21 protein-coding genes, 1 tRNA gene and 1 pseudogene are annotated in these 26972 nt (G+C 63.8%); 10 read left to right on the top strand and 13 right to left on the bottom strand.

Annotation, left to right across the window (positions count from 1 at the left end):
* Window positions 1–4: 4 nt before the first annotated feature.
* The 9 genes from ligA to ABNG04_RS00380 form a co-directional block, all read right to left on the bottom strand.
* Window positions 5–2170 (bottom strand): NAD-dependent DNA ligase LigA, encoded by a 2166-nt coding sequence (gene ligA, locus ABNG04_RS00420; RefSeq protein WP_371159071.1) that lies wholly within the window; start codon window positions 2168–2170, stop codon window positions 5–7.
* A gap of 95 nt (window positions 2171–2265) precedes the next feature.
* Window positions 2266–3450 carry a metal-dependent hydrolase family protein gene (locus ABNG04_RS00415; RefSeq protein WP_371159069.1) on the bottom strand — a complete coding sequence of 395 codons (1185 nt, stop codon included), beginning with the start codon at window positions 3448–3450 and terminating at the stop codon, window positions 2266–2268.
* A gap of 78 nt (window positions 3451–3528) precedes the next feature.
* Window positions 3529–3822, bottom strand: coding sequence for a glutaredoxin family protein (locus ABNG04_RS00410; protein ID WP_371159067.1), 294 nt, complete (start codon window positions 3820–3822; stop codon window positions 3529–3531).
* Window positions 3819–4169: a DUF7126 family protein gene (locus ABNG04_RS00405; RefSeq protein ID WP_371159065.1), complete on the bottom strand. Its 351-nt coding sequence runs from the start codon at window positions 4167–4169 to the stop codon at window positions 3819–3821. The genes ABNG04_RS00410 and ABNG04_RS00405 overlap by 4 nt, the downstream gene beginning before the upstream one ends.
* Window positions 4169–5086: a glutamine-hydrolyzing GMP synthase gene (gene guaA, locus ABNG04_RS00400; protein ID WP_371159063.1), complete on the bottom strand. Its 918-nt coding sequence runs from the start codon at window positions 5084–5086 to the stop codon at window positions 4169–4171. The genes ABNG04_RS00405 and guaA overlap by 1 nt, the downstream gene beginning before the upstream one ends.
* Window positions 5087–6742 (bottom strand): CTP synthase, encoded by a 1656-nt coding sequence (gene pyrG / locus ABNG04_RS00395; RefSeq protein WP_371159061.1) that lies wholly within the window; start codon window positions 6740–6742, stop codon window positions 5087–5089.
* 406 nt (window positions 6743–7148) lie between these two features.
* Window positions 7149–7232 (bottom strand) — tRNA-Leu (locus ABNG04_RS00390).
* Between the two features lie 30 nt (window positions 7233–7262).
* On the bottom strand, window positions 7263–8333 hold the full coding sequence (locus ABNG04_RS00385; protein WP_371159059.1) for a PAS domain-containing sensor histidine kinase: 1071 nt from the start codon (window positions 8331–8333) through the stop codon (window positions 7263–7265).
* 63 nt (window positions 8334–8396) lie between these two features.
* Complete coding sequence (locus tag ABNG04_RS00380; RefSeq protein ID WP_371159057.1) at window positions 8397–9278, bottom strand: EamA family transporter; 882 nt, start codon at window positions 9276–9278, stop codon at window positions 8397–8399.
* 111 nt (window positions 9279–9389) lie between these two features.
* On the opposite strand from ABNG04_RS00380, the gene ABNG04_RS00375 reads away from it, so the two are divergent.
* Together ABNG04_RS00375 and ABNG04_RS00370 are read left to right on the top strand one after the other, a co-directional pair.
* Window positions 9390–9971 carry a DUF309 domain-containing protein gene (locus tag ABNG04_RS00375; RefSeq protein WP_371159055.1) on the top strand — a complete coding sequence of 194 codons (582 nt, stop codon included), beginning with the start codon at window positions 9390–9392 and terminating at the stop codon, window positions 9969–9971.
* A gap of 120 nt (window positions 9972–10091) precedes the next feature.
* A complete protein-coding gene (locus ABNG04_RS00370) occupies window positions 10092–10895 on the top strand; it encodes a M14 family metallopeptidase (protein ID WP_371159054.1) in 804 nt (267 codons plus the stop codon).
* A gap of 36 nt (window positions 10896–10931) precedes the next feature.
* Here ABNG04_RS00370 and ABNG04_RS00365 read toward each other — a convergent pair whose 3' ends face one another.
* Window positions 10932–11312 (bottom strand): cupin domain-containing protein, encoded by a 381-nt coding sequence (locus tag ABNG04_RS00365; RefSeq protein WP_371159052.1) that lies wholly within the window; start codon window positions 11310–11312, stop codon window positions 10932–10934.
* Between the two features lie 105 nt (window positions 11313–11417).
* Between ABNG04_RS00365 and ABNG04_RS00360 the strand changes: the two genes are divergently transcribed.
* The 3 genes from ABNG04_RS00360 to ABNG04_RS00350 all read left to right on the top strand — a co-directional run bounded on the left by ABNG04_RS00360 (window position 11418) and on the right by ABNG04_RS00350 (window position 15833).
* Window positions 11418–12602, top strand: coding sequence for a CBS domain-containing protein (locus ABNG04_RS00360; protein WP_371159051.1), 1185 nt, complete (start codon window positions 11418–11420; stop codon window positions 12600–12602).
* Between the two features lie 75 nt (window positions 12603–12677).
* The gene (locus ABNG04_RS00355; protein WP_371159049.1) at window positions 12678–14726 is read left to right on the top strand and encodes a DUF460 domain-containing protein; all 2049 of its coding nucleotides are present in this window, start codon (window positions 12678–12680) and stop codon (window positions 14724–14726) included.
* Between the two features lie 120 nt (window positions 14727–14846).
* Complete coding sequence (locus tag ABNG04_RS00350) at window positions 14847–15833, top strand: tyrosine--tRNA ligase (protein ID WP_371159047.1); 987 nt, start codon at window positions 14847–14849, stop codon at window positions 15831–15833.
* A gap of 16 nt (window positions 15834–15849) precedes the next feature.
* Here ABNG04_RS00350 and ABNG04_RS00345 read toward each other — a convergent pair.
* Window positions 15850–16533, bottom strand: a pseudogene (locus tag ABNG04_RS00345) (topoisomerase DNA-binding C4 zinc finger domain-containing protein); the annotation flags it as partial.
* A gap of 382 nt (window positions 16534–16915) precedes the next feature.
* Between ABNG04_RS00345 and aldA the strand changes: the two are divergent.
* Complete coding sequence (gene aldA, locus ABNG04_RS00340; RefSeq protein WP_371159045.1) at window positions 16916–18355, top strand: aldehyde dehydrogenase; 1440 nt, start codon at window positions 16916–16918, stop codon at window positions 18353–18355.
* Window positions 18356–18455: 100 nt separating this feature from the next.
* On the opposite strand, the gene ABNG04_RS00335 is transcribed toward aldA, so the two are convergent.
* Window positions 18456–19508, bottom strand: a complete 1053-nt coding sequence (locus tag ABNG04_RS00335) for a zinc-binding dehydrogenase (protein WP_371159043.1) — start codon at window positions 19506–19508, stop codon at window positions 18456–18458.
* Between the two features lie 248 nt (window positions 19509–19756).
* On the opposite strand from ABNG04_RS00335, the gene ABNG04_RS00330 reads away from it, so the two are divergent.
* The 4 genes from ABNG04_RS00330 to ABNG04_RS00315 are packed head-to-tail and all read left to right on the top strand — an operon-like array spanning window position 19757 to window position 25350.
* On the top strand, window positions 19757–21418 hold the full coding sequence (locus ABNG04_RS00330) for an ABC transporter substrate-binding protein (protein ID WP_371159041.1): 1662 nt from the start codon (window positions 19757–19759) through the stop codon (window positions 21416–21418).
* Between the two features lie 21 nt (window positions 21419–21439).
* Entirely contained in the window at window positions 21440–22396 is a 957-nt protein-coding gene (locus tag ABNG04_RS00325) for an ABC transporter permease (protein WP_371159040.1), read from the top strand.
* Window positions 22397–23281, top strand: a complete 885-nt coding sequence (locus ABNG04_RS00320; protein WP_371159038.1) for an ABC transporter permease — start codon at window positions 22397–22399, stop codon at window positions 23279–23281.
* A complete protein-coding gene (locus ABNG04_RS00315; protein WP_371159036.1) occupies window positions 23278–25350 on the top strand; it encodes a dipeptide ABC transporter ATP-binding protein in 2073 nt (690 codons plus the stop codon). Before ABNG04_RS00320 ends, ABNG04_RS00315 begins: the two co-directional genes overlap by 4 nt.
* 400 nt (window positions 25351–25750) lie before the next feature.
* On the opposite strand, the gene ABNG04_RS00310 is transcribed toward ABNG04_RS00315, so the two are convergent.
* Complete coding sequence (locus ABNG04_RS00310; protein WP_371159034.1) at window positions 25751–26869, bottom strand: mandelate racemase/muconate lactonizing enzyme family protein; 1119 nt, start codon at window positions 26867–26869, stop codon at window positions 25751–25753.
* Window positions 26870–26972: the final 103 nt, after the last annotated feature.

Genomic DNA, 26972 nt, shown 5'->3' with positions numbered 1-26972 from the left:
CGCCTCAGTCGTCGGTCGGCGGCCAGTCGACGCCGCGGTCGGCGAGCAGGGCGGCGAAGTCGTCCTCGTCGACGACGGGCACGCCCTCCGCGTCGGCGTCGTCGCGCTTCGATCGTCCGGGACTCTCGCCGGCGACGAGGTAGTCGGTGTTCCCGGAGACGCTCGACGTCGCCGAGGCGCCGTGCGCCTCGACGTGCGCCTGGGCCTCGCTCCGCGGGACGGAAAGCGATCCCGTGAACACGAAGGTGAGCCCGTCGAGCGCGTCGGCCGGGCCGTCGCCCGCGTCGGTCTCGAACGGCTCGGGGTCGACGCCGCGCTCGCGGAGCCCCTCGATCGCGGCGCGGTTCTCCTCGCGGTCGAAGAACGCGCGGATCGACCCGGCGACCTCGGGGCCGACGTCGTCGATCTCGCGGAGGGCCGCCTCGTCGGCGTCGAGGAGGGCGTCGAGCGTCTCGAAGTGCGCGGCGAGCGCCCGGGCGGTCGTCGCGCCGACGTCCGGGATCCCGAGCCCGGCGAGGAAGTCGTCGAGCGGCGGGTCGCGGGTCGCGTCGAGCTCGGCGATCAGGTTCGCCGCGCTCGTCTCGCCCCACCCCTCCAGTTCCGCCAGCTCGGCGGCGGTCAGGTCGTACAGGTCCGGGAGCGACTCCACGAGGCCGGCCTCGCGGAGCTGTTCGACCCGCTCCGGCCCGAGCCCCTCCACGTCGAGCGCGTCGCGGCGCGCCCAGTGTTCGACCGCCCGCTCCAGCTGGGCCGGGCAGCCGAGCCCGCCGGTACAGAACGCGAGCGGGCCGTCGCGCTCGACCGCCGCCCCGCAGACCGGGCAGGCGTCGGGGAACGCGTAGGTCCCTTCGCTCCGCTTCTCGACGACCTCGGGGACGTAGGGGATCACGTCGCCCGCGCGGTAGATCCGGACGCGGTCGCCGACGTTCACGCCGAGCGCCTCGATCTCGGCGGGGTTGTGGAGCGTCGCGCGCGCGACGGTGACGCCGCCGACGTCGACGGGGTCGAGCTCGGCGACGGGGGTGAGCCGCCCGGTGCGACCCACCTGGACCGTGACGCCCTCGACCGCGGTCGTCGCGGTCCGCGGCGGGAACTTGTGCGCGAACGCCCAGCGCGGCGCGCGCGACGTGCTCCCGAGCGCCTCGCGGTGCGCTTGCGCGTCGACCTTGATCACGACGCCGTCGACCGCGTAGTTCAGGTCGTCGCGGGCGGCGAGGATCTCGTCGCGATAGTCGATCGCGGCCTCGACGTCGTCGACGATCTCTACCCGGTCGTTCCGCCGGAGGCCGAGCGATTCGAACGCGTCGAGCGCGTCGCGGTGGCGCGCGGGGCGCTCGGGGCCGCCGTCGCCCGCCTCCCACGCCAGCACGTCGAAGAAGAAGACGTCGAGGGGACGCTCGGCGACGACCGCGGGGTCCAGCTGGCGGAGCGTTCCGGCCGCGGCGTTGCGGGGGTTCGCGAACGGCTCTTCGCCGCGCTCGATCAGCGCCTCGTTGTACGCCTCGAAGGCGTCGCGGGGCATGTACACCTCCCCGCGGACCGCGAGCCGGTCCGGGTGGTCGTCGCCGCGGAGTCTGGCCGGGACCGAGCCGATCGTGCGGACCTGCTCGGTCACGTCGTCGCCCTCGCGCCCGTCGCCGCGGGTGGCCGCGCAGACGTACGCGCCGTCCTCGTACACCACCTCGATCGACAGGCCGTCGAACTTCGGCTCGCAGACGTACGCGAGGTCGTCGGGGTCGAACGCCGAGAGGTCGCCCGATTCCGCCGCGTCCGCCAGCCCGCCGCGGACGCGCTCGTCGAACTCGCGGACCGCCTCGGCGTCGGTGTCGTTCTCGATCGAGCGCATCGGCGCGACGTGCGCGACGGTCTCCAGCTCGTCGAGCGGTTCGCCGCCGACGCGCCGCGTCGGGGAGTCCTCGGTCGGGAGGTCGAAGGCGTCTTCGAGGTCCCGAAGCCGGGCGAAGAGCCGGTCGTACGCCTCGTCGGAGACGAGGGGGTCGGCCGCGACGTAGTACCGGTGGTCGTGTTCGCGGACGGCCGCCCGGAGCAGGGCGGCCTGTTCGGCGGCCTCGTCCTCGGAGAGGTCGGCGACCGGATCGAAGTCGGTCGGCGGGGCTTCGACGTAGGGGTTCGCGTCCGGATCCGCGTACCGGGTCGACGAGGTCGTCATCGATGGATAGTGAGGCGGCTCGGAGTAAAAATGACCGTTCCGCGCGTCGCGGGCGGCGCGTCTCGGTTCGGTGCGAGGAGCGCGGTCGACCGCGGTCAGGCGACGCGATCGCCGCCAGCGAACACCGCGTCCGGCGCCTGCCACGCCTCCACGTCCTCTGTCGGGTCGGCGTCGAGGACGACGAGGTCGGCCCGGTACCCCTCGGCGACGCGCCCCACGTCGTCGAGCCCGAGCAGGTCCGCGGCGTTGACGGTGGCGGCCTCCAGCGCTCGCTCCGGCGAGAGGCCGTAGTCGACCATGTGCGCCATCTCCTGCGGGATCTCCTCGAAGAAATTGAACGGCGTGCCCGCGTCGGTCCCCATCGCGATCGGGACGTCCGCGTCGAGCGCGTGGTCCCACGCGTCGTCGAAGCGCTCGGCGGCGTCTTCCGCCTTCGTGACGGCGTCCTCGGGGATGCCGGCCTCGACGCCGTTGTCGACGATGCCGCGGAGCGCGCTCGCGGTCGGCACCCAGTAGGTGCCGCGGTCGGCCATCATTTCGGCGGCCTCGCGGTCCATGAACGTCCCGTGTTCGATACTGGAGATGCCGGCCTCGACGGCGTTCTTGATCCCGACCTCGCCGTGGGCGTGGGCCGCGGTCGGGGTGTCGGTCGGCGCGGCGGCGTCAGTGAACGCGGCGAGCTCCTCGGGGGTGAGCTCGGGCGCGCCCGTCACCGCGCCCTCGGTGAGCACGCCGCCGGTCGCCATACACTTGAGCACGTCCGCGCCGGCCTTCAGCTGCTCGCGGGCCGCCTTCCGCACCTCCGCGGGGCCGTCGGCCTCGCGCCCGAACCAGTTGCCGTGGCCGCCGGTCATGATCACGTTGCGGCCGCAGGCGACCACGCGCGGCCCGTCGATGTCGCCCGCGGCGACCGCCTCGCCGGCGTCGAGCGCGAGCGTCCCGCGGCTGCCGAGGTCGCGCACGGTCGTGACGCCCGCCTCGACCGCGGCCGCGAGGTTGCTCGCCGCCCGGTAGCTCGCCGTGTAGTCGCTGTCGGAGACCGCCGTCGAGACGTCCGGCCGCCCGTCCATCATCATGTGGACGTGCGCGTCGATCAGCCCGGGCGCGACGACCCGCCCGTCGACGTCGACCTCGGTGGCCTCGCCAGCGTCACGCTTCGCGGCCGCGTCCTCGACCGCTCCCGAGTCGCCCACCGCGATGATCTCTCCGTCCGCGACGGCCACGTCGGCCTCGCGGGTCCCCGCGGCGTCCGCCACGCGACCGCCTCGCAGTACGTACATGCCACTATCAGTGACCGTCAGGGTCCTAAACGCTCGGGTCGCGGTAGTCCGGCGGTCAGTCGGGCGTGGTTCTTCGACTCAGGTCGCCGCCAGCAGCTTCAGCCGCAGGTCGCGCTCGTCGACCTCGTACTTGAACGCCGGGTGGCCGTCGACCAACACGTACGGGACGCGCTCGCCGTACTCCTCGGCCAGCTCCGGGTCGGTGTCGACGTCGACCTCGTCGATGTCGACCGTCACGCCGTCGAGGTCGGCGGCGACCGACTCGATCGTCTCGCGGGCGACGACGCACAGCGAGCAGTCCTCGCGGGTGTAGAGGGTGACCGGGACGGTCGCGGGGCCGTCGTCGCCGTCGGTCGAGGTGGACCCGCTCACTGGTCCGCTTCACCGTCGCCGGTCAGCTCCTCGGCGACCGTCGCGGCGTCCAACAGTTCGGGGTCGACCGCGAGGTCGGCGACGGTCGCGACGAACTCCGGCAGGGACCGGCTCGCGTACGTCACGATCTGAACCTCCGGGTTCCGCTCCTTCGCGACCGGGATGCCGGTCGCCTCCTCGACATCGGTGAGGACGAAGTACGCGGCGTCGGCGATGCCGGCCTCGGCGAGCGCGTCGGCGGTGACGAGCCCCTCGATGCGGCTGATCGCGACGCCGCACGCGGCGAGCTCCTCGCCGAGCCCGTGCTCGTCGGGACCGGCGACGACGGCGAGTGGCTGGTCCGTCATCACTCGTACTCGATCGTCGCGGGCGGCTTGTGGGTCACGTCGTAGACGACCCGCGCCACGGTCTCGTTCTCGCCGGTGATCCGGCTCTGGATCCGCTGGAGCGTCCCCCAGTCGAGCTCCTGCGCGCGCGCGGTCATCCCGTCGCGGCTCTCGACGGAGCGCACGGCGACCACCCAGCCGTGGACGCGGTTGTCGCCCTTGACGCCGGTCGCCTTACCGAGGACCGCGGCGAACGCCTGCCACGGGTCGTACTCCTCTAGCTCCTCCTCGACGACGTGGGTCGCCTCGCGGGCGACGTCGGCCTTCTCGGGCGTGACCTCGCCGACGATCCGGACGGCGAGCCCGGGGCCGGGGAACGGCATGCGCTCGGAGATGATCTCCTCTAAGCCGAGCTCGCGGGCGACCTCGCGCACCTCGTCCTTGTAGAGGTCGCGCACCGGCTCGACGATCCCCTCGAAGTCGACGACCTCGGGGAGCCCGCCGACGTTGTGGTGCGACTTGATGTTCCCCTCCGACTCGATGCGGTCGGGGTAGATCGTCCCCTGGACGAGGTAGTCGGCGTCGACGTCGCGCGCGACCGTCTCGAACTCTTCGATGAACCCCTCACCGATGACGTGGCGCTTCTCCTCCGGGTCGGTGACGCCCGCGAGCCGCTCGAAGAAGCGGTCCTGCGCCTCGATGACGCGCAGCGACTCCATGAAATCGAACGTGTCGCGAATCTCGTCGGTCTCTCCCTTCCGCATCAGCCCCGTGTCGACGTAGACGGGGGTGAGCTGGTCGCCGACCGCCTCGTAGGCGAGCGTCGCTGCGACCGAGGAGTCGACCCCGCCGGAGAGGGCGATCACGGCGTTCGCGTCGCCGATCGCCTCCCGGATCTCCGCTTTCGCCTCCGCGATAAATTCCTCCGTCTCGACCATCTATAGCCTCACGTCCGCGTTCCGCTCGGTTGTGTCCGTCGATCCCAGCGCCGCCTCGACGAGCGAGACGAACGGCGGGCTCGCGCGGTCCGGCCGCGACCGGAACTCGGGGTGCGCCTGCGTCCCGAAGAAGAACGGGTGGTCGGGGCGTTCGAGGATCTCCATGCGGTTGTCGGCGCGCCCGGAGAACGTCAGCCCGTCGGCCTCCAGGTCGTCGATGTACTCGGGGTTCACCTCGTAGCGGTGGCGGTGGCGCTCGGTACAGGAGTCGGCGTCGTACACCCGCGCCGCGAGCGTGTCGGGCTCGATGTCGGTCTCGTGTGCGCCGAGCCGCATCGTCCCGCCCATGTCCTCCGTCTCGTACTGCTCGGGGAGTAGGTCGATGACGGGATAGGGCGTGTCGGGGGCGATCTCGGCGGAGTGGGCTCCGTCGAGTCCGAGGATGTTGCGCGCGTGCTCGACGACGGCCATCTGGAAGCCCAGGCAGAGTCCGAGGAACGGCACGTCGTTCTCGCGGGCGTAGCGGATCGCCTCAATCTTCCCGTCGGTCCCGCGAGAGCCGAAGCCGCCGGGAACGACGACCGCGTCCGCCTCGGCGAGGCGTTGCTCGTGTTCCTCGCGGGTCTCGTCGGCGTCGACCCACAGCACGTTCACCTCGGTGCCGGTCTGGATGCCGGCGTGTTTCAGCGCCTCGTGGATCGACATGTAGGCGTCTTCGAGCGCGTACTTGCCGACGAGGGCCACGTCGATCTCCTCGTCGCGGTCGCGGGTGACCAGGTCGCGCCACTCCGTCGAGCGCTCGGCCTTCGGCAGCGCCTCGTCGGCGAGGCCGAGCCGCTCCATCACGTACTCGTCTAACCCCTCGTCTTCGACCATCAGCGGGACGTGGTAGATGTCCTCGACGTCCGGGTTCGAGAAGACGGCGTCCGTGGGGACGTCACAAAAGAGGGCGATCTTCTCTTTCGTCTCGGAGTCGAGCCGGTCCTCCGAGCGCCCGACGAGGATGTCGGGCTGGAGGCCGATCGAGCGCAGCTCCTTCACCGAGTGCTGTGTCGGCTTCGTCTTCTGCTCGCCGTTCTTCGAGTACGGGACGAGCGTGACGTGGGTGAAGAGGATGTCCTCGTCGTCCTCCTCGTGGGCGAACTGGCGGAGGGCCTCGAGGAACGGCATCGACTCGATGTCGCCGACCGTCCCGCCGATCTCGACGAGACAGACGTCGCTCCCCTCGGCGGCCTCGCGGATGCGGCGCTTGATGTCGTCGGTGACGTGCGGGATGATCTGGACGGTCTTGCCGAGGTAGTCGCCGGCGCGCTCGCGCTCGATGACGTGTTGGTACGTCTTCCCCGTGGTGACGTTGTGGTCGAACGTCATGTCGGTACCGAGGAAGCGCTCGTAGTTGCCCAAGTCGAGGTCGACCTCGCCCCCGTCCTTGAGGACGTACACCTCGCCGTGCTCGTACGGGTTCATCGTCCCAGCGTCGACGTTGAGGTAGGGGTCCACCTTGACGGCGGTGACGTCGAAGCCCGCGTTGGCGAGAAGGCGCCCGGTGCTGGCGGCGGTGATGCCCTTGCCCAGCCCGGACATCACTCCGCCCGTGACGAACACGAACTTCCGACCCATCGAGGGGTCGTACCCCGTGTCGGGATCTGCTGGCATATCGACCGTCCGGCAGGCCGGGGCAAAACCGTTTCGGACCCTCCGTTTCGGGTGGACGTTCGTGTCGTTTCGGCGCGAGTCGGGCCGCCGCAGAGACCCGCGCGATTGCGGAGAGGTGGTCGGGGCCCTCCGGTCGACCACTTATTCATCGGTCGCCGAGCCCGGATCGGCGACGAACGCCGTCGAAGTCCCGGGGATGAGGCGAATTTATGCTCGCTTCGCTCGCACCCCACGTCGTTCGCGACTCCCTCGCGCGTGCTGGCTTCGCGGCGCCCTCGGCGGCCGCTCGCAGGTACGCGCCACCGCAGAGGTGTAGATAGCCGCCGCTGGTCGCGTTCGAGTGAAGTTTTGCGAGGGAAGAGCGCTCCGAGAGCGTCTTCCGCATCACGGGGGGTGACCCCGGCGATGCGAGGGGAGGGATTTGAACCCACGGACCTCTACAGGAGCGGAGCTTGAATCCGCCGCCGTTTCCGGGCTTGGCTACCCTCGCATGCGGACTGGCGTTAGATTGGCCTCCCCTTTATCCCGTCGGTTCCGCACCGACCAGCGTCGCCCGAAAGCCCCCCTCGGAGGACTCGTCGATCTCGAGCGTCCAGCCGTGCGCGGCCGCGACGCGCTCGACGATGGCGAGCCCGATCCCGGTGCCGCCGCCACGAGAGACGCCGAAGTCGACCAGTTCGGCCGTCGGGTCCGCCCCGTCGAGGAGCCCCGCGTCGTCCGGGAGTCCGGGTCCGTCGTCGGCCACGTACAGCCCGCGGTCGTCGACGCCGAGGCGGACCGTCGGGGCGTCGCCGCCGTGGTCGAAGGCGTTGCCGATCAGGTTCCCGACCGCGCGCCGGAGCAGGGTCGAGTCGCCGGTGACCGGGCCGGGGTCGTCGACGACGAGTTCGGCGTCGGCCGGCAGGTCGCCGAGGTCGCCCGATTCGAGGCAGTCGTCGGCGAGGGCGGCGAGGTCGACCGGCTCGTCCGCGGTCTCGATCGCGTCCGGGTCGCGGGCCATCACCAGCGCCTGGTCGATCATCGACTCGATCCGGCCGAACGCGCTCTCGGCGGCGGCGAGCCCCTCCACGTCGCCGGTCTCGCGGGCGAGGTCGACGTAGCCGCGGGCGACCGAGAGGGGGTTCCGGAGGTCGTGCGAGAGGAAGCCGGCGAGCCGTTCGAGCCGCTCGTTGAGCCGCTCCAGCTCGCGCTCGCGCTCGACGCGGTCCGTGACGTCGCGGATGACGCCGACTGCGCCGACGACCGCGTCGCCGCGCTCGATCGGCGTCAGGCGGGTCTCGGTCGTCACCTCGCTGCCGTCCGCCAGCGTCGTCGTGAGCTGGACGCGCGCGTCGGCGGCCTCGCCGGCGAGGACGCGCTCGGCGGCCTCCCGGTAGCGCTCGCCCGCCTCGGCGCTCCAGTATCCCTCCGCGACGATCCGCTCCGGGTGTTTCCCGTGGAGGACCGCCTCGTCGAAGCCGGTCACCTCGCGGAGGCGGTCGTTGACGAACACGCGGTTCCGGTCGGCGTCAAGAACGTACGCGCCGTCGCCGAGGGCGTTGACGATCGACTCGGCGTGATGGATCGGGGTCGGCTCGGGCGCAGGTTCCATGGAAGCGGTAGGAGCTGAGCGGTGAAGTGTCTCTCGGGTGCCGGCGGCGGTCGGCCCGCCGCCTCACCCGGCGATCATCGCGACGCCGACGACCGCGAGGACGGCCGCGACGAGCCGGAGCCGGAAGTGTCGCTCCCCGAGCAGCATGCCCCCGAGGACGACCGCGACGATGGCCTGCGTGTTGATCACCGGCGAGGCGACGCTCGCGGGCAGCGTCGCGAACGCGACCGTCGTCAGGTGCTCGCCCAGCGCGACGAGCGCGCCGGCCGCGAGGAACTTCGGGAGGTCTCGCCGGGTGGCCTCGAACGAGCTCCGCAGCGCCGCGGGGAGGAGGACGACCGCGACACCGGCGAGCAGCAGCGGCACCCAGAGCGTGCCGGGGATCGCGAGCTCCTGGAGTGCGACCCGCTTGCCCACGTCGGCGACCGCGTAGCAGGCTGCGCTCGCGAGCGCCAACTGCGCCGGCCGGGAGCGCGCGGCCCGCGCGAACGGCGCGAAGAAGTCGCCCGGCTCGTAGTTCGCGACGTACACCGCGAGGGTGGTGACGACCACGCCGGCGACCTGGATCGGCGACAGCACTTGTCCGAGCAGTCCGACCTCCAGCGGGAGGACGAACATCGGGACGACCTTGTTGATCGGCGCGACGTACGACACCGCGCCGTCCGCGATGGCGCGTAAGAAGAGGACGAAGGCCGCGGCCGTCGCGAGGGTCGTGACTGCGACGACGGTGAACCGCCGCGGGACGACGAGCCCGGCCAGCCCGGCCGCGGCGTCGCCGAAGCCGACCGTGAGGCTGGTCGCCCCGAGGAACCAGCCGAGCGCCGCGGCATTGATCGCCACCGTCAGCGCGGCGGGCGGATACGCGGCGAAGGCGCGCTTGAGGACGAAGAGGTACGCGCCCCAGACCACGGCGGCGGCGAGCGCGAAGAGGAGTCCGGCGTCCATTTGGTAGCCCGGAGCGTGACCGGGGGAAAGAAGGGTTCGATCCGTCCGCGGACCGTCGTCGCCGCCGGCGCCGCGAAACGGTTAGGTCGCTGCCGCGTGAACGGCGCGCACATGGACGACCACACCCGCGATCCGGGCGTCGCCCCGCCCCTCGGGAACCCGACCGGGTGGCACGCGGGCGAGGACCCTGACGCGGCGTCAGGAGCGGCGGAGTCGTCGTCGGACGACGGGGAGGAGTCGGCCGGCGGCCCACCGGACGCGCGGTTGGTCGGCGGCTACTGGGAGCACGCGACGCTCCGGCGCGCGACCGAACACGGCGTCCGACTGTTCAACGACGGCGCGTACCACGAGAGCCACGACTGCTTCGAGGACGAGTGGTATAACTACGGGCGCGGGACGGCCGAGAGCGCCTTCCTCCACGGGATGGTTCAGGTCGCCGCCGGCGCGTACAAGCGCGTCGACTTTGAGAACGATGCGGGGATGCGGTCGCTGTTCGAGACGGCGCTCCAGTACCTCGACGGGATCCCGAGCGACTTCTACGGGGTCGACGTCGACGACGTGCGGGAGACGCTCCGGGCCGCGCTCGGCGACCCGGCCGCGATCGACGGGTGGCAGATCACCCTCGACGGCGCGTGCCCCCCGGCGTACCCCGCCGACTACGAGTACGCGGAGCGCGTCGACGAGGAGCACTGAGCCGGGCGGCGCCGACCGCGGAGCGCCGGGAGTCGAGCGCTCGTCGCGGATCCGAACCCGCCGCCACGGGTTCGGTCTCCGATCCGAACGCCACTTATCCGCCGCCCGCCAGGGTGTGGTATGGAGATCCACGATCTGGGCGACGGGGAGCCCGAGGTCGCCGTCGTCGGCGCGATCCACGGCGACGAGCCCTGCGGCGCCCGCGCCGTCGAGCGCCTGCTCGACGCGGACCTCGACCCCGAGCGGCCGGTGCGGTTGGTCGTCGCCAACGAGGCGGCGCTCGACGCCGGCGAGCGCTACCTCGACGCCGACCTCAATCGCGCGTTCCCCGGCAACCCCGACGCGGAGGCCCACGAGGTGCGGCTCGCGGCCGAACTGGTCGAGGCGTTGGAGGGGTGTACGACGTTCGCGATCCACTCGACGCAGTCGTACGCGGAGCCGTTCGCCGTCATCGACTCGATGGACGAGGTGACCCGCGCGGTTGCGCCGCACCTCCCCGTCGACGCCGTGATCCAGACGGACGCGTTCACCGAGGGGCGGCTCATCGAACACCCGCACACGCTCGAAGTCGAGGCCGGGCTCCAGGGCTCCGAGGCGGCCGCCGACAACGCCTACTGGCTCGCCCGCGCGTTCCTCGCCGCGACAGGCGCTATCTCCGCGCCCGGCGCCGACGACGTGCTCGACGCCGGCGGCCGCGAGGACGTCTCGGTGTTCCGGCTCCGCGAGCGGATCCCGAAGCCCGACGCGGAGGCGTACGAGGTGTTCGCGCGCAACTTCGAGCGCGTCGAGCCCGGCGAGCGGTTCGCGGCCGCCGACGGCGAACCCCTCCTCGCCGACGAGGCCTTCTACCCCGTGCTGCTGTCGTCGAACGGCTACCGCGACCAGTTCGGCTACGTCGCCGACCGCGTCGGCACGCTGGAGTAGTCGGCCCGCCGCGGGGGACGCGACCGGAACCGTGTCCTACTCGACGAGTTCGATCGTGTCGTCACCGTTCGGGACCGCGCAGATGAACGCGCCAGGCTCGTCGCGCTCGTTGCGGTACCAGTGCTCGACGCCCGCGGGGATCAGGAGGGCGTCGCCGGCCGACACGGTGTGTTCCTCGTCACCGATCCCGACGACGTACTCGCCGGCGAGGACGTATTGCTCGTGTTCGACCGCGTTAGTGTGGCGGGGGACCGCGGCGTCCGGCGCGAGTTCGAACCGGCGCATCGCGAAGTTGGGCGCGCCGTCAAACTCGTCGAGGAGGACGCCCTTTGAGAGCCCCTCGGCGGCCTCGACGGGCTCGTAGGTGACCTCGTCGTCGCGCTTCACGACCGACTCCGGATCGCTTGTGTCGCTCATGTGCGCCCCGACGCGGGGCGTGTACTTAATCGATCACCGACCCGACCGCGTCACGTAACCGCCCCGACCCCGTTACTTAACCGGTCACCGGCCGAATCCGATGGCATGCGTGGAATCAAGGTCGGGACCGCGTTCGGCATTCCGATCAGGCTCAACTGGACGTTCCTGATCGTCTTACCGCTCTTCGCGTACCTCATCGGGTCGCAGGTCGGGATGATCGCGGAGGTCATGAACGAGGTCGCCGGCCTCGGGATCGACGCGGGCGCGGTCGCCGCCGGCAACACGCCGTGGCTGCTCGGGCTGTCGGCCGCGGTCGGGCTGTTCGTCGGCGTGTTGCTCCACGAGTTCGGTCACTCGCTCGTCGCCATGCGGTACGGCTACGAGATCGAGTCGATCACGCTGTGGCTGCTCGGCGGCCTCGCAAACTTCGCCGAGTTCCCCGAGAACTGGCGACACGAGTTCTGGATCGCGATCGCCGGCCCGCTCGTCAGCGTCGCGGTCGGGGTCGCCTGCTACGGGGTCGTCCTCGTCGCCGCGGGCGGCTCGAACGCCGTCCTCTTCGTCTTCGGCTACCTCGCGCTGTTGAACGTCGTGCTCGCCGTCTTCAACATGCTGCCCGCGTTCCCGATGGACGGCGGGCGGGTCCTACGGGCGCTCCTCGCGCGGAACCAGCCGCACGCGCAGGCGACCCAGCGGGCCGCCTCCGTGGGGAAGGTGTTCGCGTTCCTGATGGGGGTCGTCGGCCTGTTCAGCTTCCAGCTGCTGCTCATCGTGCTCGCCTTCTTCGTCTACATCGCCGCCTCTGGCGAGGCCCAGCAGACGACCCTGAAGGCCACCTTCGAGGGCGTCACCGTCACCGACGTGATGACGCCCCGCGAACAGCTCCATACGGTGACGGAGGACACCTCCGTCACCGACCTGATGAGCCGGATGTTCGAGGAGCGCCACACGGGGTACCCCGTCCTCGACGGCGACGAGCTCGTCGGGATGGTCACCCTCGAGGACGCCCGGTCGGTCCGCGAGGTGGAGCGCGACGCCTACCGCGTCGACGACGTGATGGCGACCGACCTCGTCGCCGTCGACCCGACCGCCGACGCCCTGACCGCGCTCCAGACCATGCAAGAGCACGGCGTCGGGCGGCTCCCCGTGGTCGGCGGGGACGGCGAGCTCGTCGGCCTCATCTCCCGGTCGGACCTGATGACCGCGTTCAACATCATCCAGACGGGCGGGACGCCGGGGGTTATCAGCGGCCGGCGACAGCAGGCCGGCGACGAGCCCCGAATCCTCTGACCGCTCGCCCGCTCGGCGGCAGTCAGTGGCTCCCGCGGCGTGGGGTATATACGCGGCAACGACCTACCTCGGTATGTGACAACCCGGACCATCCGCGCCCGCGACCGGCCGGTGTTCGGCGTCGACGTCCACAGCGGGGACGTCCGCGGCGACAGCCCCTCCTACGCGCTCGTCATTCTAGATCCCGTCGACGAAGACGATCCGGACGCGCCGGACGCCGACGGGCCGATGGCCCGGATCACCCGCGACGTGGTCTCCTTCCGGAAGCTCTGCCGGCTGATCGACGACCGCGAGCCACTCTACGTCGCCACCGACAACGCCTACGAGCTGGCGGCGGACAAAGGCGAGCTCGTCAACTTCCTCCGGTCGCTGCCCGACGGCACCCGGCTCGTCCAGGTGACCGGCGCGGAGCGCCCGGAACCGCTCTCGCGGGTCGCCTCCCGGCACGGCATCCCCTACGGCAAGAAGCCGATGAAGGAGGCCGAGGCGTCGGCGCGGCTCGCCGCCGCGAACGTCGGTCACGAGGTGACCGCCTTCACCGACGAGACGACCGTGAAGGTGTCTCGCGGGCGCTCGACCGGGAAGGGCGGGTGGAGCCAGGACCGGTACACGCGTCGGATCCACGGCAACGTCCGCAAGCGGACCAGGCAGGTCCAGTCGAAGCTGAACGACGCGAACCTCGACTTCGAGCGCGACGTGACCGAGAAGTACGGCGGCTACGCGAACGCGACGTTCGTCGTCGAGGCCCGCCCCGAGGACATCCCGGTGTCGAACTCGCGGGCCGGCGACGTGCGCGTCGATGTCGAGCGGGAGCGCCGCGACGGGATCGAGTACGAGCCGCTGGTGAAGCGGCGCGACCGCGTCATCGTCGGGATCGACCCCGGGACGACCACCGCGGCCGCGGTCGTCGGCCTCGACGGCACGGTCCACGCGCTGTACTCCTCCCGGACCGGCGACACCGCCGAGGTGACCGAGTGGATCGTCGAGCAGGGGCGGCCGATCATCGTCGCCGCCGACGTCGAGCCGATGCCGGAGACGGTCGAGAAGTTCCGGCGCTCGTTCGACGCCGCCGGGTGGCGGCCCACGACCGACCTCCCGGTCGACGAGAAGCTCCACCGCACCCGCGAGGCGAGCTACGCGAACGACCACGAGCGCGACGCGCTGGCGGCCGCGCTGTACGCCTACGACGACCACGAGGACCAGTTCGAGCGGATCGCAGCGAAGACGCCTCCGCGGCTCGATCGCGGGGCGGTGATCGCCGGCGTCGTCGCGGGCGGCTCGTCGGTCGAGGCCGTCATCGATGACCTGAGCGAGGACGACGGCGGGGGCGGGGAGGACGACGACGCGGACGAGGCGGATCCCACCGAGCCCGACCGGACCGAGGAGGAGGAGACGATCCGGCGGCTCCGGGAGCGCGTCGACCGGCTGGAGTCGCACGCCGAGTCGCTCGAGGACGACCTCGACGAGCGCGACGATCGGATCGCGGAGCTGGAAGGGGAGCTGGAGGAGTCGAAACGCGAGGAGCGCATCGAGGCGCGCACGCGGCGGGCGGTCTCCCGACTCGAACGCGAGACGGACCGCTTAGAGCGCGAGCGCGACGAGGCCCAGGAGCGCGTCGCCGACCTCGAACGCAAGGTGGAGACGCTGAAGGAGCTGTGGCGGCTCGATCACTCGAACTTCGGCGACGTGGCCGAGGGGCGGGGGCTCGTGAGCGTGAAGGTGGTCGAGCAGTTCACGCTCGACGCGCTCGACGCCGCGGACGACGCCTACGGGCTCGTCGCCGGCGACGTGGTCTACCTCCGGGACGCGTCGGGCGCCGGCCGCCGGACCGCGCAGCGGCTCGCGGAGGCGGAGCCGCGGGCCGTGATCCGCGGCGAGGGGAACCTCTCGGACGTCGCCGACGAGGTGCTGTTCGAGCGCGCGGTCCCGGTGGTGCCCGCCGACGCCGTGCCGGTCCGCGAGGTGGACGAGCTGGCGGTCGCGAGCGAGGAGGACCTCGCCGCTGCCGTCGAGGAGTGGGAGGAGCGCGCCGAAGAGCGCCGGCGCGACGAGAAGGCCGAGCGGATCGACCGGATCATCTCCGAGCACCGGGCGGGGCGGACGCTGCCCGAGACGGAGGAGTGACCGCACTCGGCTGCGGCCGGGGACAGAGGGAACGCGGTCGACGGCCGCGCTGGCGGCGCTCCGCGTGAGTCGTCGGCACGCATCCAGAAGTCATATGTCCGGGAACGCACACTCGAAGGTATGGACGCTTACGAGCTGATCACCCGGAACGCGGCCGAGGTGGTCACCGAGTCGGAGATCGAGGCGCTGGCCGACGACCCCGAAGGGAAGCGGGCGTACGTCGGCTACGAGCCCTCGGGCGTGCTCCACATCGGTCACATGCTCACCGCGAACAAGCTCATCGACCTCCAAGAGGCGGGCTTCGAGGTCACGGTCCTCCTCGCGGACGTACACGCCTACCTCAACGACAAGGGGTCGTTCGAGGAGATCCGCCACACCGCAGAGCGGATGCGCGACCAGTTCATCGCCTACGGGCTCGACGAGTCGAACACGCAGTTCGTGCTCGGCTCGGACTTCCAGCTCGACGACGACTACACGCTCGACCTCCACGCCTTAGAGCTCGAGACGACGCTGGCGCGCGCCGAGCGGGCGATGGCCGAGATCAGCTCGGGCGACTCGGTGAAGGTGTCGCAGGCCGTCTACCCGCTGATGCAGGCGCTCGATATCCCGTACCTCGGCGTCGACCTCGCGGTCGGCGGGATGGAGCAGCGGAAGGTCCACATGCTCGCTCGCGACGTGCTCCCGAGCATCGACCGCGAGCCGCCGACGAGCCTCCACACGCCGCTGATCGCCGACCTCGGCACCGGCCGCGGGAAGATGTCCTCCAGCGAGGGCGTCACCATCTCGATGGAGGACTCCCGCGAGGACATCGAGTCGAAGGTGAACGACGCCTACTGTCCGCCGACGGCGGACCCGGAGCCGACCGACGACGGCGTGGAACGCGAGAACCCCGTCCTCCAAGTGTTCGAGTACCACGTGTTCCCGCGGTTCGACTCGGTCACCGTCGAGCGCCCCGAGGAGTACGGCGGCGACCTCGTGTACGACGCCTACGACGACTTGGAGGGCGACCTGGAGTCCGGCGAGCTCCACCCCGCGGACGCGAAGGACGCGCTCGCGGAGTACCTCGACCGCCTCATCGCGCCGGGCCGTCAGCAGCTCGCGGAGTAGACCGCGCGGCCCGCGGTCAGCCGTCGGTTTCTCCCGCAGTCTTCGCCCTGTCTTCAGTGGCGTGTCCCTCGACCTCGCAGGTCCCGTCCAGACAGCCCAGTCCGGCCGCCGTCTCGAAGACGGGGAGCCCGCAGTCGCACTCGTCGACGACGACGCCCGCGGGAAGGGAGAAGGTGGTCTCGCAGTCAGGGTAGTTCTCGCAGCCGAGGTAGACGCGGCCGGGTGCGGAACGGACGCGGAGGTCGCCCCCGCAGTCGGGGCACTCCCAGACGGTGTCGAACCGGTCGCTGACGGCCGCCTCCATCGGGTCGCACGCGGGGTCGAGACAGAGGTGGAACGGCTCGCCGCGCTCGACGCGGATCTTCGGGAGCCCGCAGTCGTCGCACGTCGCGTCCGTGACGCTCGCGCCGGCCGGGAGCCCCCGGCGCGTCTCGCAGTCGAGACAGACCACGTCGCCGCGCGACCGCACGAGCGGGCCGCCGTCGTCGGGGCAGGTGCCGACCGGGACGCCCGCCTCGGTGACGGGCAGCGCCCGGCTCGCGGTCGCCGCCTCGGCGACGATGCGGAGCCGCCGGGAGCCGTCGCGGGCGGTGACAGTGAACCCGTCGCCGTCGCCCTCGACGACGACGCTCTCGGGCCGGGTGAGCCACGCGACGGGCTGGTAGCCGTCGGCGTCGTGGACGAGCGTCGTGTCGTCGGGTCAAACAGGCAACCTACTAGTACACAACGCAAATGCCATTATATCTGATTGTCACCGGTAACAAGATTACGCTCGCTGAGAGCGCATCGGTCTATTCAAATCCCGTTGACGGTAAACTAAACCTAGTGAGAAAAGAGATCAGATTCATATTTTAGACATCTCAGTACGTTATTAATATAAGTAAAGAATATTATATTTATATATAGAGAAACAGCGTCTATGTTCGCGTCTGCTTTTTTATGCCAAATAGCAATGCTTCTGTTCAGACGTAATAACCGGGTTACAACCTGGTTTAGAACCGGATGGCACACAACATGACTTCTGGGGGATGAACTGGTAGCCCCGAAGAACTATGTTCATACTGTCAGAGACTTATGTGATAATGGAATCTGTATTAACCAGCCACTACATCGACGGAGAGTGGAGAGAAGGCACACCTGAGATAGATGTCCAGAACCCAGCCACCCAAGAGACGATCGCGACGATTCCAAACGCTGATCAGGAGCTTGTACAGGAAGCGTTGTTAGCAGCTAAGTCCGCACAGGACAGTTGGGGGACAACGCCTGGAGCAGATCGCGCAGCTGTCATTCGAGATATTGGTGACACTCTGGAGGCCAATGTGGGTGATATCGGTGATATTCTCATGGCCGAACAGGGGAAACCGAAATCCACGGCCGACGGCGAAGTAGAAGGCACCCTCACACTCGCTGACTATGCCGCTGGCTGGGGTCGCCGAATTGAAGGGGATATTGTTCCAAGCGACAATCGTAACGAACAGATCCACCTACAGCGCCATCCAATGGGGGTTATTACAGCTATTATCCCTTGGAACTACCCTATTGCTGTGCTGATGCGGAAAATCCTGCCAGCGCTCATTGCAGGTAACGCAGTCGTTGTTAAACCAAGTTCAACTACGCCACTATCCACCATTCGTGTATTCGAGTTGATCGACGACAAGCTTGACCTCCCAGATGGGTTATTGAATCTCGTACTTGGCGGAAGTGAGGTTGGCGATGCGCTTGTTAGATCGCCAGAGACAGATATGGTAACAATGACCGGGTCAACGCGCGTGGGGAAGCAAATCGCAAAAGCTGCTGCGGAGAACTTGACACCAGTTTCACTCGAACTCGGTGGGAAAGCGCCGGCAATCGTCGCTGCAGATGCTGACATCGACGCCGCCGTTGAGGACATTCTGACTGCTCGTATTACGAACGCCGGTCAAGTGTGTACGTGCGCAGAGCGTGTGTTCGTCCACGAGAATATCGCAGCGGAGTTCTCAGAGAAATATGTCGATGCAACTGAGAATATTGAACTCGGTCCCCCTGAGAAGAACCCAGATATGGGGCCGCAAGTCACACAAGGCGAACTCGACTGGACCCAATCCTCGGTGGACGCGGCCGTTGATGCCGGCGCGACGATTTTAACTGGTGGGAGCCAACCCACCGGATCGGATTTCTCGACTGGATTCTGGTACGAGCCAACAGTGCTCGGTGATGTCAATCCAGATATGGATATCGTCGAAAAAGAGGTGTTCGGGCCGGTTACACCGATTGTCACCGTAGAATCGGTCGACCAAGCTGTTGAGTATGCTAATAAATCACGATACGGTCTCTCATCGTACGTCTTCACCGAAAACTATCAGACTGCCATGCGGACGGTTGAAGATCTAGATTACGGCGAGACATATGTGAACAGAACTCTTGGCGAAGCTTGGCAAGGCCATCACATCGGATGGAACGAGTCAGGCATGGGCGGAGATGACGGCAAGTACGGCGTGCTGAAATATACACAGATAAAGAGCGTCTATTACGATTATAGCTAAATGTTGAGGATTCTATATTAATTGCTGCTTTGACTTACAACGATTATTCCATATCAAAGCACTTGGGATTAATATTGGGTTAAGCAGTTGGGGATACGCCTTAGAATTCCGTGACGACCTCCATACCGAGCGTATCGTAGTCATCCATTGACCTAAGTTGATCAGAAACATCAGACAATCTTACCTCGTCTGTGACGAGATCAACTGGCGAAAGCTTACCGCCGGCAATCATCCGGAATAACTCTGGGTATCTATTTGGTGGCATTCCCTTGACACCAACGAACTCCAATTCCGTATTCACCATCTTGTCGACAGGGAGCCCTATCTCGCCAGCTTCCTCATCGGTGGTCATGCCGATCTGGACATGCTGCCCCTGTTCGGCAAGACAGTCGATAGAGTTGCGACACGTTTCAGCAATCCCAAGCGCGTCAACAGAGATATCAGCGCCACCGTTTGTGATGTCTCGGATTGCTTTTGATACGTCTTGATCGCCAGCATTGACTGTCGCCGTTGCACCAACTTCCTTAGCGAGTGCTAGGGCGTCCTCATTGAGGTCGACTGCGACAACGTTCGCACCAAGTGCGGCACCGATGTTGACGACAGAGAGGCCGATACCCCCACAACCGTGAACTGCGAGCCAGTCGCCTGCGCAAACATTTACTTTGTGAGCAAGGCCGTGGAAGGCCGTCGCGAATCGACACCCGAGACCAGCCATCTCAACAGAGGACATGCCATCGGGGAGGTGGACCGCGTTGAAATCAGCTTTTGGAATTGTGAATTCAGAAGCAAACGCCCCCGGGAGGTCACGAGCGAATCCGAGACTAAGGCCATCAGTACAGAGGTGTGACTTGCCGGACCAGCAGTTGTCGCAGCAGCCACAGGCGATATTAAATGGGATCCCGACTTGATCTCCGATGCTGTAATTTTCAACCTCATCACCGACTGCTATGACAGTGCCGGCTGGCTCGTGCCCGAGAATATGACCGTCTGTTGGAACCGACGGCCAGTGGCCCTTCCACGCGTGCCAGTCGCTTCGACAGATGCCACAAGCGTCAGTTTCCACGGCGATACCGGTAGGTGACGGTGTAGCTTCTTCAACATCTCTCAGGTCGAGTGGTGTATCGTACTCTGTGAGGACTGCTGCGGTGCGCATGGTCCACGATTCAATGAGTATCGTATTTAAGATTGCCCGGAACATCTACGGGTGCCGTCCGATGACATACAATTACGTCTAGTCAGTTGTCCATCTTAATCGGGTAAAATGCCTGAATTTCGGCACCTCACTGTATCTGAACGATTTCTGTTGACACGTGTCTAATCAAACGAAAGTCTATAACATATAAACGGGTGGCCATATACGCCCAAATTACTATGCCACGTTCTTTCATGGTACACAATCGGATGTCATCAATAGACACAGACACGGACCGACGCTCGCTTCTACGGCTCAGCGCGACACTAGGAACGCTCGGTATCACCGGGCTCGCTGGGTGTGCCGGTGGGAATGAGGGTAGTGGCGGAGAGAATAGTGGTGACGCTGGTATCCAGTCTAATGACCAGCAGGATGAACCGGCTGACGAGCTTCCAGCAGGTGGTACATTCCGAATTGGAGCCGCACAAGGTATTCAGACGTTGTCGCCTTTCCAAGGGTTCCTCGCTGACTACCTGATTGCCGAGACGATGTACGACCGGTTGACTAGTGTCGACCAAGAGTTGGCAGTTCAACCGAATTTAGCTCAAGAGTGGGAAGCAAACGAGGATTACACCGAATATACGTTCATGCTCGTGGAGGGAGCAACTTTCTCCAATATGGACGGACAGGAGGTCACTGCTAGTGATGTAAAGGCAACGTATGACTACCTTACCTCTGACGCGTTCAGTGGCTCAGCATCCAGTATCAGTGGTGTTGAATCGGTAGAAGTGGTCGACGAAACAACGGTCACTATTTCGCTTACCGATACTGATGTCGAATTCCCGAAACGGATGTCTGAGACTGGGGGTGCGTTTTTCATTGTCCCGGCAGACGTTCTCGAGGAGGATCCAACACAGCTAGAGGAGACGGATTACGGTAGCGGCCCGCTAGTACTCGAAGAGTGGAATCAGCAGAACAATATCAGTTTTACTACAGCTGAAGATTATCACATTTCCGGCGTCAATGGCGAACCACTGCCATACTTCGACACATTAGAGTGGAACATTCTTGAAGACGAAATTCAACGCGCGAACGCACTTGCGGACGGTAGCGTCGATGCCGTCAGCCGGACAGCACCGAACGTCGCTGAACGAGTCCAAAACGATGCCACACTTGTCAAACGGACATCGGGCCTACAGTTCCCGATCATTCTGAATACGACTGTCGACCCACTTGATAACCCCGACGTGCGAAAGGCGATTAAATACGCACTTGACCGTGAAGAGATGCTTACAGCAGTTTCACCAGATGGGAGTCTCGGTCACCACTCCGGTATAACGCCTGTTCACAACTATTACCATGACGATCTTGATGTCGGTGACACCTTCGGGACGACTGCAGACACCGAGATGGCTCAAGAGCACTTGGAAACCGCCGGTTACGGCGACGGGATCGAGATGCAGACGTTCCACTACGACGACGGAGTGCCGTCGAAAGAAGTCATCGCTCAGCTCTTCCAGCGGCAGATGTCTGAAGTTGGTATTGAGTTTGAAATTAATCGGTTAACTGAAGAGACGTGGTTGTCGGAGTACTTCAACACAGATGGTGTCTGGTACGTTGGGAACTACTCTACTCGCGTGCTTGGGGAATCGGTCCCGCAACTGGCGCTGCGCTCAGACGGCATCTGGAACGAGGCTAGGTGGAGTAACGAGAACTTCGACGAGGCGTTCCAACGCGCTGTCACTGCTACTGACACGGAAACAAAGGCCGAAGCCCTCAGAGAATGCCAAGAAATCAACCATCGTGAAGGAGCATGGGTTGGGACTTTCCACCCTGATCTATACGGTGGATACAAGGATTACGTTGGGAACTATGAACTCTACCCCACCTATGTCAAAGACTTCGTCTCTCAATGTGCTGTTGACAAATGAGATAATTGAACAAACCTCAACATGAATTATCTTTACCTCGTGAAGCGGACGGCGGTCGCGATCGTTTCAGTGGTCATCGTTGCGTCGGTCGTCTTTGGTGTGACCACATTGCTGCCTGGTAGCGCCGCCAATATTGTCCTTGGTACCGAGGCAACTGAAGAAACTGTTCAGCAGGTCAACGCGGACCTCGGGCTGGATCGACCGTTGACAGTCCAGTATATTGACTTTGTCGGCGGCGTCTTTGTCGGCGACTTTGGGAATAGCTTGATCTCTGGACAGCCTGTTTCAGAGATGATCTGGAACAGGCTGATTCGAACACTTCAGTTGTCGACTGTTGCGATGGTGATTTCGATTATTACTGCCATCCCACTAGGCATTATCGCCGCAGCGAAGCGAAATACCATCACCGATCATCTGGTGACAACTGGGTCGTACATTGGCCTGAGTATTCCATCCTTCGTGAGCGCGACACTACTTTTATTATTCCTAACGTCCCCGCCTCTTGATCTGTTTCCGAGGGGAGGCTACGTTCCGCTGAAAGAGGGTTTGATACCGTGGTTTCATCATCTTCTGTTGCCGGCAATTGCGATGAACACGGTCATCCTCGCGTACGTGTTGCGACAAACTCGTTCATCAATGGTAGATACACTAGAGTCTGATTACATCCGCACAGCGCGGCTCAAGGGTGTCGCAGAGCGCAGCGTCCTGTTTAGACACGGACTACGCAATGGTCTGTTGCCGACTGTGACGGTGTTGGCTTTGAATTTTGGCTGGATGATGGGGAGTGTTGTCATCATTGAGGAGATTTTTGCGTTCCCCGGTATGGGAGAATTCATCGTACGAGGGATCGAGAACCGAGATCTACCGGTTATCCAAGCCGGGATTTTGGTTCCGACAATTGGGTTTATTCTGGCGAACTTCACCGCAGACATCGTCTACACCCTACTCGACCCACGCATCAGCTTAGGTGATCAATAAATGGCGACAGACACACCATCATCGACCGAATCGAGTAGATTCGAGGTTCCACCGATCGTCTGGAGCCTTTTATCAAACCGACGAATACTCGTCGGTCTTACAATACTGGTGCCAATCGTGGCAGTTGCCATCCTTGGGGAAACCGTTGCGCCTTATGACCCCACGACACAGCATGTCGCTGACCGTTATGCCGAACCTGGTGGTCAGTTCCTGCTTGGGACCGACCACCTCGGACGTGATCTGCTCTCACGGATAATTCTTGGCGGTCGGACGAGCCTGCTCTTAGGATTTGGTGCGACTGGCTTAGCGTTGGCTCTCGGTGTGCCTATTGGACTCACCGCCGGCTACACGAAAGGGCGCGTCGATGAGATTCTCATGCGTACGATGGATATCGTCATGAGTGTGCCGACTCTATTGTTGGGCCTACTCATCCTAGTTATACTGCCGTCGGACATCATTAATGTCGTGTTCGCAATCGGCGTCGTTTATGCGCCGCGTATTGCTCGTGTGACCCGGTCGGCAACGCTCTCGGTCAGCGAAGAGGAATACGTGATGGCAGCGAAGACCCGAGGAGAATCACGTCCTTACATTCTGTTCCGCGAAATACTCCCGAATATTACCGGGCCAATTGTCGTTGAGGGGTCGGTGCGAGTCGGATACGCTATTATGATTGGGACCTCTCTCTCGTTCCTCGGTTTGGGTTCAGGACCACCGAATCCAGACTGGGGATTTATGATCTCAACTGCGAGAGACCACGTCTTTCAGACGCCGTGGTTCCTTATCTGGCCGAGCCTCGCCCTTCTGCTGACTGTGATGTCAACCAATCTTATCGGCGACGGGCTCCGTGATGTCCTCGACCCGCGGGAAACAGGTGATCACCAATGAGTATGGAAACAAAGTCACGACGCAGCGAACAAGAACAGCTTCTGCGTGTCGATTCTCTTGATGTGAAATTTGAGGTCACAGAGGGAACGATCCACGCACTCCGCAACGTTTCGCTTGAGCTCGGTAAAGGAGAGATTGTAGGTATCGCCGGTGAAAGTGGGAGTGGCAAGAGTACTCTCGCACTTGCTATTGTCCGGTATCTCGACACGAATGGATGGGTTGACGGCGGGTCAATCACATTCCAAGGAAGCGATTTACTCTCAGCGTCACGAACAGAATTACAATCTATTCGCGGAAAACGCATCGCACATGTCGCGCAGAACCCGGCGCGGGCGCTGAATCCCAGCATGACTATCGGTGCTCAGATTCGGGAGACGATCGAACTACATCAGGACATCAGTGGGAGATCAGAAGCTACGCGCCGTGTCCAAGAGGTTCTCGCACAAGTGAATCTGCCCAACCCAGAAGTAATCGCCGACCGGTACCCCCACGAGTTGTCGGGTGGCCAACAGCAGCGCGCCTTACTGGCTATTGGGCTATCATGTAATCCAGACCTTCTCATCCTTGATGAACCCACAACTGGTCTGGATGTCACAACGCAAGCAAAATTCTTAGATCTGGTTAGTAATCTCAAGTCTGAATACGACGCAGGCATTCTTCTTATCACACACAATCTTGGGGTCATTTCTGATATTGCTGACCGGGTCAACATCCTGTACGCGGGGGAAATGCTAGAGAGTGGTCCTGTTGACGAAGTATTCGCATCGCCAGCGAATCCATACACGCAGGCTCTCTTGGCGACGACGCCAGAAATTGGAAGCGATAAGCAGGTCAAGCCGATTCCTGGTAGAATTCCGGAGCTTGATGCGGTTCCTGACGGCTGTATCTTCGCAAACCGATGCGGGTTCGCCACAGAAGAATGCCACACAACAGATGTTGATATGGAAACGGTAGATACCGTCGGGGACCACAGATCGCGGTGTCTCCACTGGGAAGACGTCGTAGACAACCCCATCGATGTTCCCGAGGAATCAAGTCCAGACCGGACCCCAGGAGACACAATCCTGAGAATTAACGACCTCAGCAAGTATTATGACGAAGGTAACTTCCTAAAGAATCTTGTTACCGATCATAAGCCAGTGAAGGCAGTTGATGGTGTCTCGTTAGACATCCGCGAAGGTGAAGCGGTTGGGCTAGTCGGTGAGAGCGGTTGCGGAAAGAGCACGCTTGGTCGCACCTTGTTGAAACTTCATGAGGTTACCAATGGCAACATAGAGTACAATAATAAGAAAATAGACTCCCTGTCAAAGCGCGAACTTAACGAATTCAGGTCGGAGTGCCAGATGATCTTTCAGGATCCAGAAGCGAGCCTGAATCCAAATCGAACTGTTCGAGAGATTCTTGAGCGGCCGTTGAAGCTCTTTACAGATCGCTCCAGTTCGAAGCGGCGAGAGCGGGCTGTAGAATTACTTGAACAAGTAAATCTCGGCACGGATATTATCGATAAAAAGCCTCACGAACTCTCGGGTGGTCAGCAACAGCGCATTGCTATTGCACGAGCGTTCGCGGCAAATCCATCTCTCATCGTGTTGGACGAACCAGTATCGTCACTGGACGTGAGCGTACAGGCGAGTATCCTCAACCTACTTGAGGAGCTTTGTGAGGAGTATAACACCTCGTACCTTCTCATTAGCCACGATCTCAGCGTCATTGAGTCAATCTGTGACCGGGTCGCGGTTATGTATCTTGGAGAGATTATCGAGACTGGGGCAACTAATCAAATATTCGAGCCACCTCACCATCCCTACACACGAGCGCTACTCTCTAGTGTGCCAACCCTCGATCCAAACGACGAGAAAGCACGCATTCACTTGGAGGGAGACGTACCTGCTGCTCGGGATCCACCGAGCGGCTGCTCGTTCCACACACGTTGTCCTCAGAAAATTGGGGAGGTTTGCGCGACCGATGATCCAGAATTGAAGGAATCTGAAGACGGACACTGTATCAGCTGCCACTTGAGCGACGAGGAGATGAGCTCTCCATCAGATAGCGGTTTGGACCCAAATTAATATTTTGTTTTGTTAAAACTGTATCCGAATTTTTCTGTTGAATCCGCAAAAGACATCGAGATCAAGTATCTATATAATTCGTCCAGCAACGCTGTCGAGAAGATGTTCAAAATGCTGTGTTGAATAGCGACCTCTGAGCCGTGGTGAGGCGATACCGATCTTGAGACCACTAGCGTCAACCGCCAACAAACCGACTCAAATTTTGACCCCCTCGGTCAACACCGCTATTCAACAGAGCAGTTCAAAAGGACTCTGAGGGAGAGGAGGTAGGAGACACCGAGAGGAGCCGATCCACTACCTCAACATCAGTGGACGGAGTGGTCAATACTTCAGCCATCATTATCCTCCTGCTGTCATCGGGCTCACCAGAGCAGCAAAGATGGTAATCGAGACCGCGGTTTTACGAGATGTCTAGGCTCTCAATGCGGTCCCAATCAAGATCAACCCCCAGCCCTGGACCATCCGGTGGGGCGACCTCACCGTCTTCCGCGACGATCGGATTAGCCAGCAAGAAGTCGCGCGCTTCCGGTGTCCACCCTGGCGGGTCGATGGGGTACTCACACCAACTGGCGTCAGTAGCAGCGAGCATATGGAGGTTAGCGACGAAGCCGAGACCGTCATTCCACGTATGTGGCGCGAACTCCAAACCGTTTGTGTCGGCCATCGCAGCAACCTTTTTTCCACCGCTGATACCGGTTGCTAGTACAGCGTCAGGTTGAAGAACATCTAGCGAACCTTGCTTGATGAATTCCCGAAATTGATGGACACCATTATTGAATTCCCCACCTGCAATCGGGACATCTGTCCGCTCGCGCAAGCGAGAGAGCCCCTCGTAGTTCCGGCGGTCAAGTGGTTCTTCGAGCCACGCGACGTTTCCAATATCCTCTAGCTCTCGGGCTACGGACAGTGCTTCTCTGAACGACCAGGGCTCGACATCAACCATCGGCACGCTCCAGCCCATATTCGCATCCATCATCAGCGTGAGGTCGGGGAATTCAGAACGGACTTCACGTGCCACTTCAAGATCAGGTGTAGGGTCCTCACCGTGGCAGCGGAGTTTGACTGCCTCAAAGCCCTCGTTTACACGGTCACGGACATAGTCGAGACGGTCTTCAACGCCCTGCCGTTCGCCAGTTGAGGCGTACGCCGGAATCGGGTCCGAGCTGCCGCCAAGCAGTTCGTAGATTGGTTTGCCCGCTTCTTTTCCTTTGATGTCCCACAGAGCTACTTCAAAGTGCCATGGCCGCGGTCCCCAGAGGTTGAGCGGATCCATCTTCTCAACGAGTCTTTCGACCTCGCGAGGATCCTCACCGACAAGAAACATCTCAGCGAGCTCCAGATAGTCCATCCGGCCAGCAAACCCGGAAGCTGTCGTGACTCCCGAAATACCGGCATCTGTTTCAAGTTCAAAGAGAAGCACTTCATGTTCGGTCTGTTCGAACCCCGGCTTCCAAGCGGGACGGAATGGGTCAGACATCTCGTATCGGAGGTGGTACTGGTTAATTTCTGTAATCTCCATCCGTATATCGTCCTGCTCAGGCCATCTTGTTAAGCGTTCACCAACACATGTTCGCAGCAGAAACGGGGTTTGAACACAGGGACATGTTCAGCAGAACCACAAT

The sequence above is a fragment of the Halorubrum miltondacostae genome, from assembly GCF_041379815.1.
Taxonomy (GTDB): domain Archaea; phylum Halobacteriota; class Halobacteria; order Halobacteriales; family Haloferacaceae; genus Halorubrum; species Halorubrum miltondacostae.
This window is presented reverse-complemented; position numbering and strand designations above follow the sequence as displayed.

Excerpts from the sequence above, each read along its gene's own strand:
- ABNG04_RS00360 (WP_371159051.1), top strand. The coding sequence starts at position 11,418 with ATGCGTGGAATCAAGGTCGGGACCGCGTTCGGCATTCCGATCAGGCTC.
- ABNG04_RS00335 (WP_371159043.1), bottom strand. The coding sequence starts at position 19,508 with ATGCGCACCGCAGCAGTCCTCACAGAGTACGATACACCACTCGACCTG.
- ABNG04_RS00325 (WP_371159040.1), top strand. The coding sequence starts at position 21,440 with ATGAATTATCTTTACCTCGTGAAGCGGACGGCGGTCGCGATCGTTTCA.
- ABNG04_RS00370 (WP_371159054.1), top strand. The coding sequence starts at position 10,092 with ATGGAGATCCACGATCTGGGCGACGGGGAGCCCGAGGTCGCCGTCGTC.
- ABNG04_RS00415 (WP_371159069.1), bottom strand. The coding sequence starts at position 3,450 with ATGTACGTACTGCGAGGCGGTCGCGTGGCGGACGCCGCGGGGACCCGC.
- ABNG04_RS00350 (WP_371159047.1), top strand. The coding sequence starts at position 14,847 with ATGGACGCTTACGAGCTGATCACCCGGAACGCGGCCGAGGTGGTCACC.
- aldA (WP_371159045.1), top strand. The coding sequence starts at position 16,916 with ATGGAATCTGTATTAACCAGCCACTACATCGACGGAGAGTGGAGAGAA.
- guaA (WP_371159063.1), bottom strand. The coding sequence starts at position 5,086 with ATGGTCGAGACGGAGGAATTTATCGCGGAGGCGAAAGCGGAGATCCGG.
- ABNG04_RS00375 (WP_371159055.1), top strand. The coding sequence starts at position 9,390 with ATGGACGACCACACCCGCGATCCGGGCGTCGCCCCGCCCCTCGGGAAC.
- ABNG04_RS00320 (WP_371159038.1), top strand. The coding sequence starts at position 22,397 with ATGGCGACAGACACACCATCATCGACCGAATCGAGTAGATTCGAGGTT.
- ABNG04_RS00310 (WP_371159034.1), bottom strand. The coding sequence starts at position 26,869 with ATGGAGATTACAGAAATTAACCAGTACCACCTCCGATACGAGATGTCT.
- ABNG04_RS00380 (WP_371159057.1), bottom strand. The coding sequence starts at position 9,278 with ATGGACGCCGGACTCCTCTTCGCGCTCGCCGCCGCCGTGGTCTGGGGC.
- ligA (WP_371159071.1), bottom strand. The coding sequence starts at position 2,170 with ATGACGACCTCGTCGACCCGGTACGCGGATCCGGACGCGAACCCCTAC.
- ABNG04_RS00405 (WP_371159065.1), bottom strand. The coding sequence starts at position 4,169 with ATGACGGACCAGCCACTCGCCGTCGTCGCCGGTCCCGACGAGCACGGG.
- ABNG04_RS00315 (WP_371159036.1), top strand. The coding sequence starts at position 23,278 with ATGAGTATGGAAACAAAGTCACGACGCAGCGAACAAGAACAGCTTCTG.
- ABNG04_RS00385 (WP_371159059.1), bottom strand. The coding sequence starts at position 8,333 with ATGGAACCTGCGCCCGAGCCGACCCCGATCCATCACGCCGAGTCGATC.
- pyrG (WP_371159061.1), bottom strand. The coding sequence starts at position 6,742 with ATGCCAGCAGATCCCGACACGGGGTACGACCCCTCGATGGGTCGGAAG.
- ABNG04_RS00330 (WP_371159041.1), top strand. The coding sequence starts at position 19,757 with ATGTCATCAATAGACACAGACACGGACCGACGCTCGCTTCTACGGCTC.
- ABNG04_RS00365 (WP_371159052.1), bottom strand. The coding sequence starts at position 11,312 with ATGAGCGACACAAGCGATCCGGAGTCGGTCGTGAAGCGCGACGACGAG.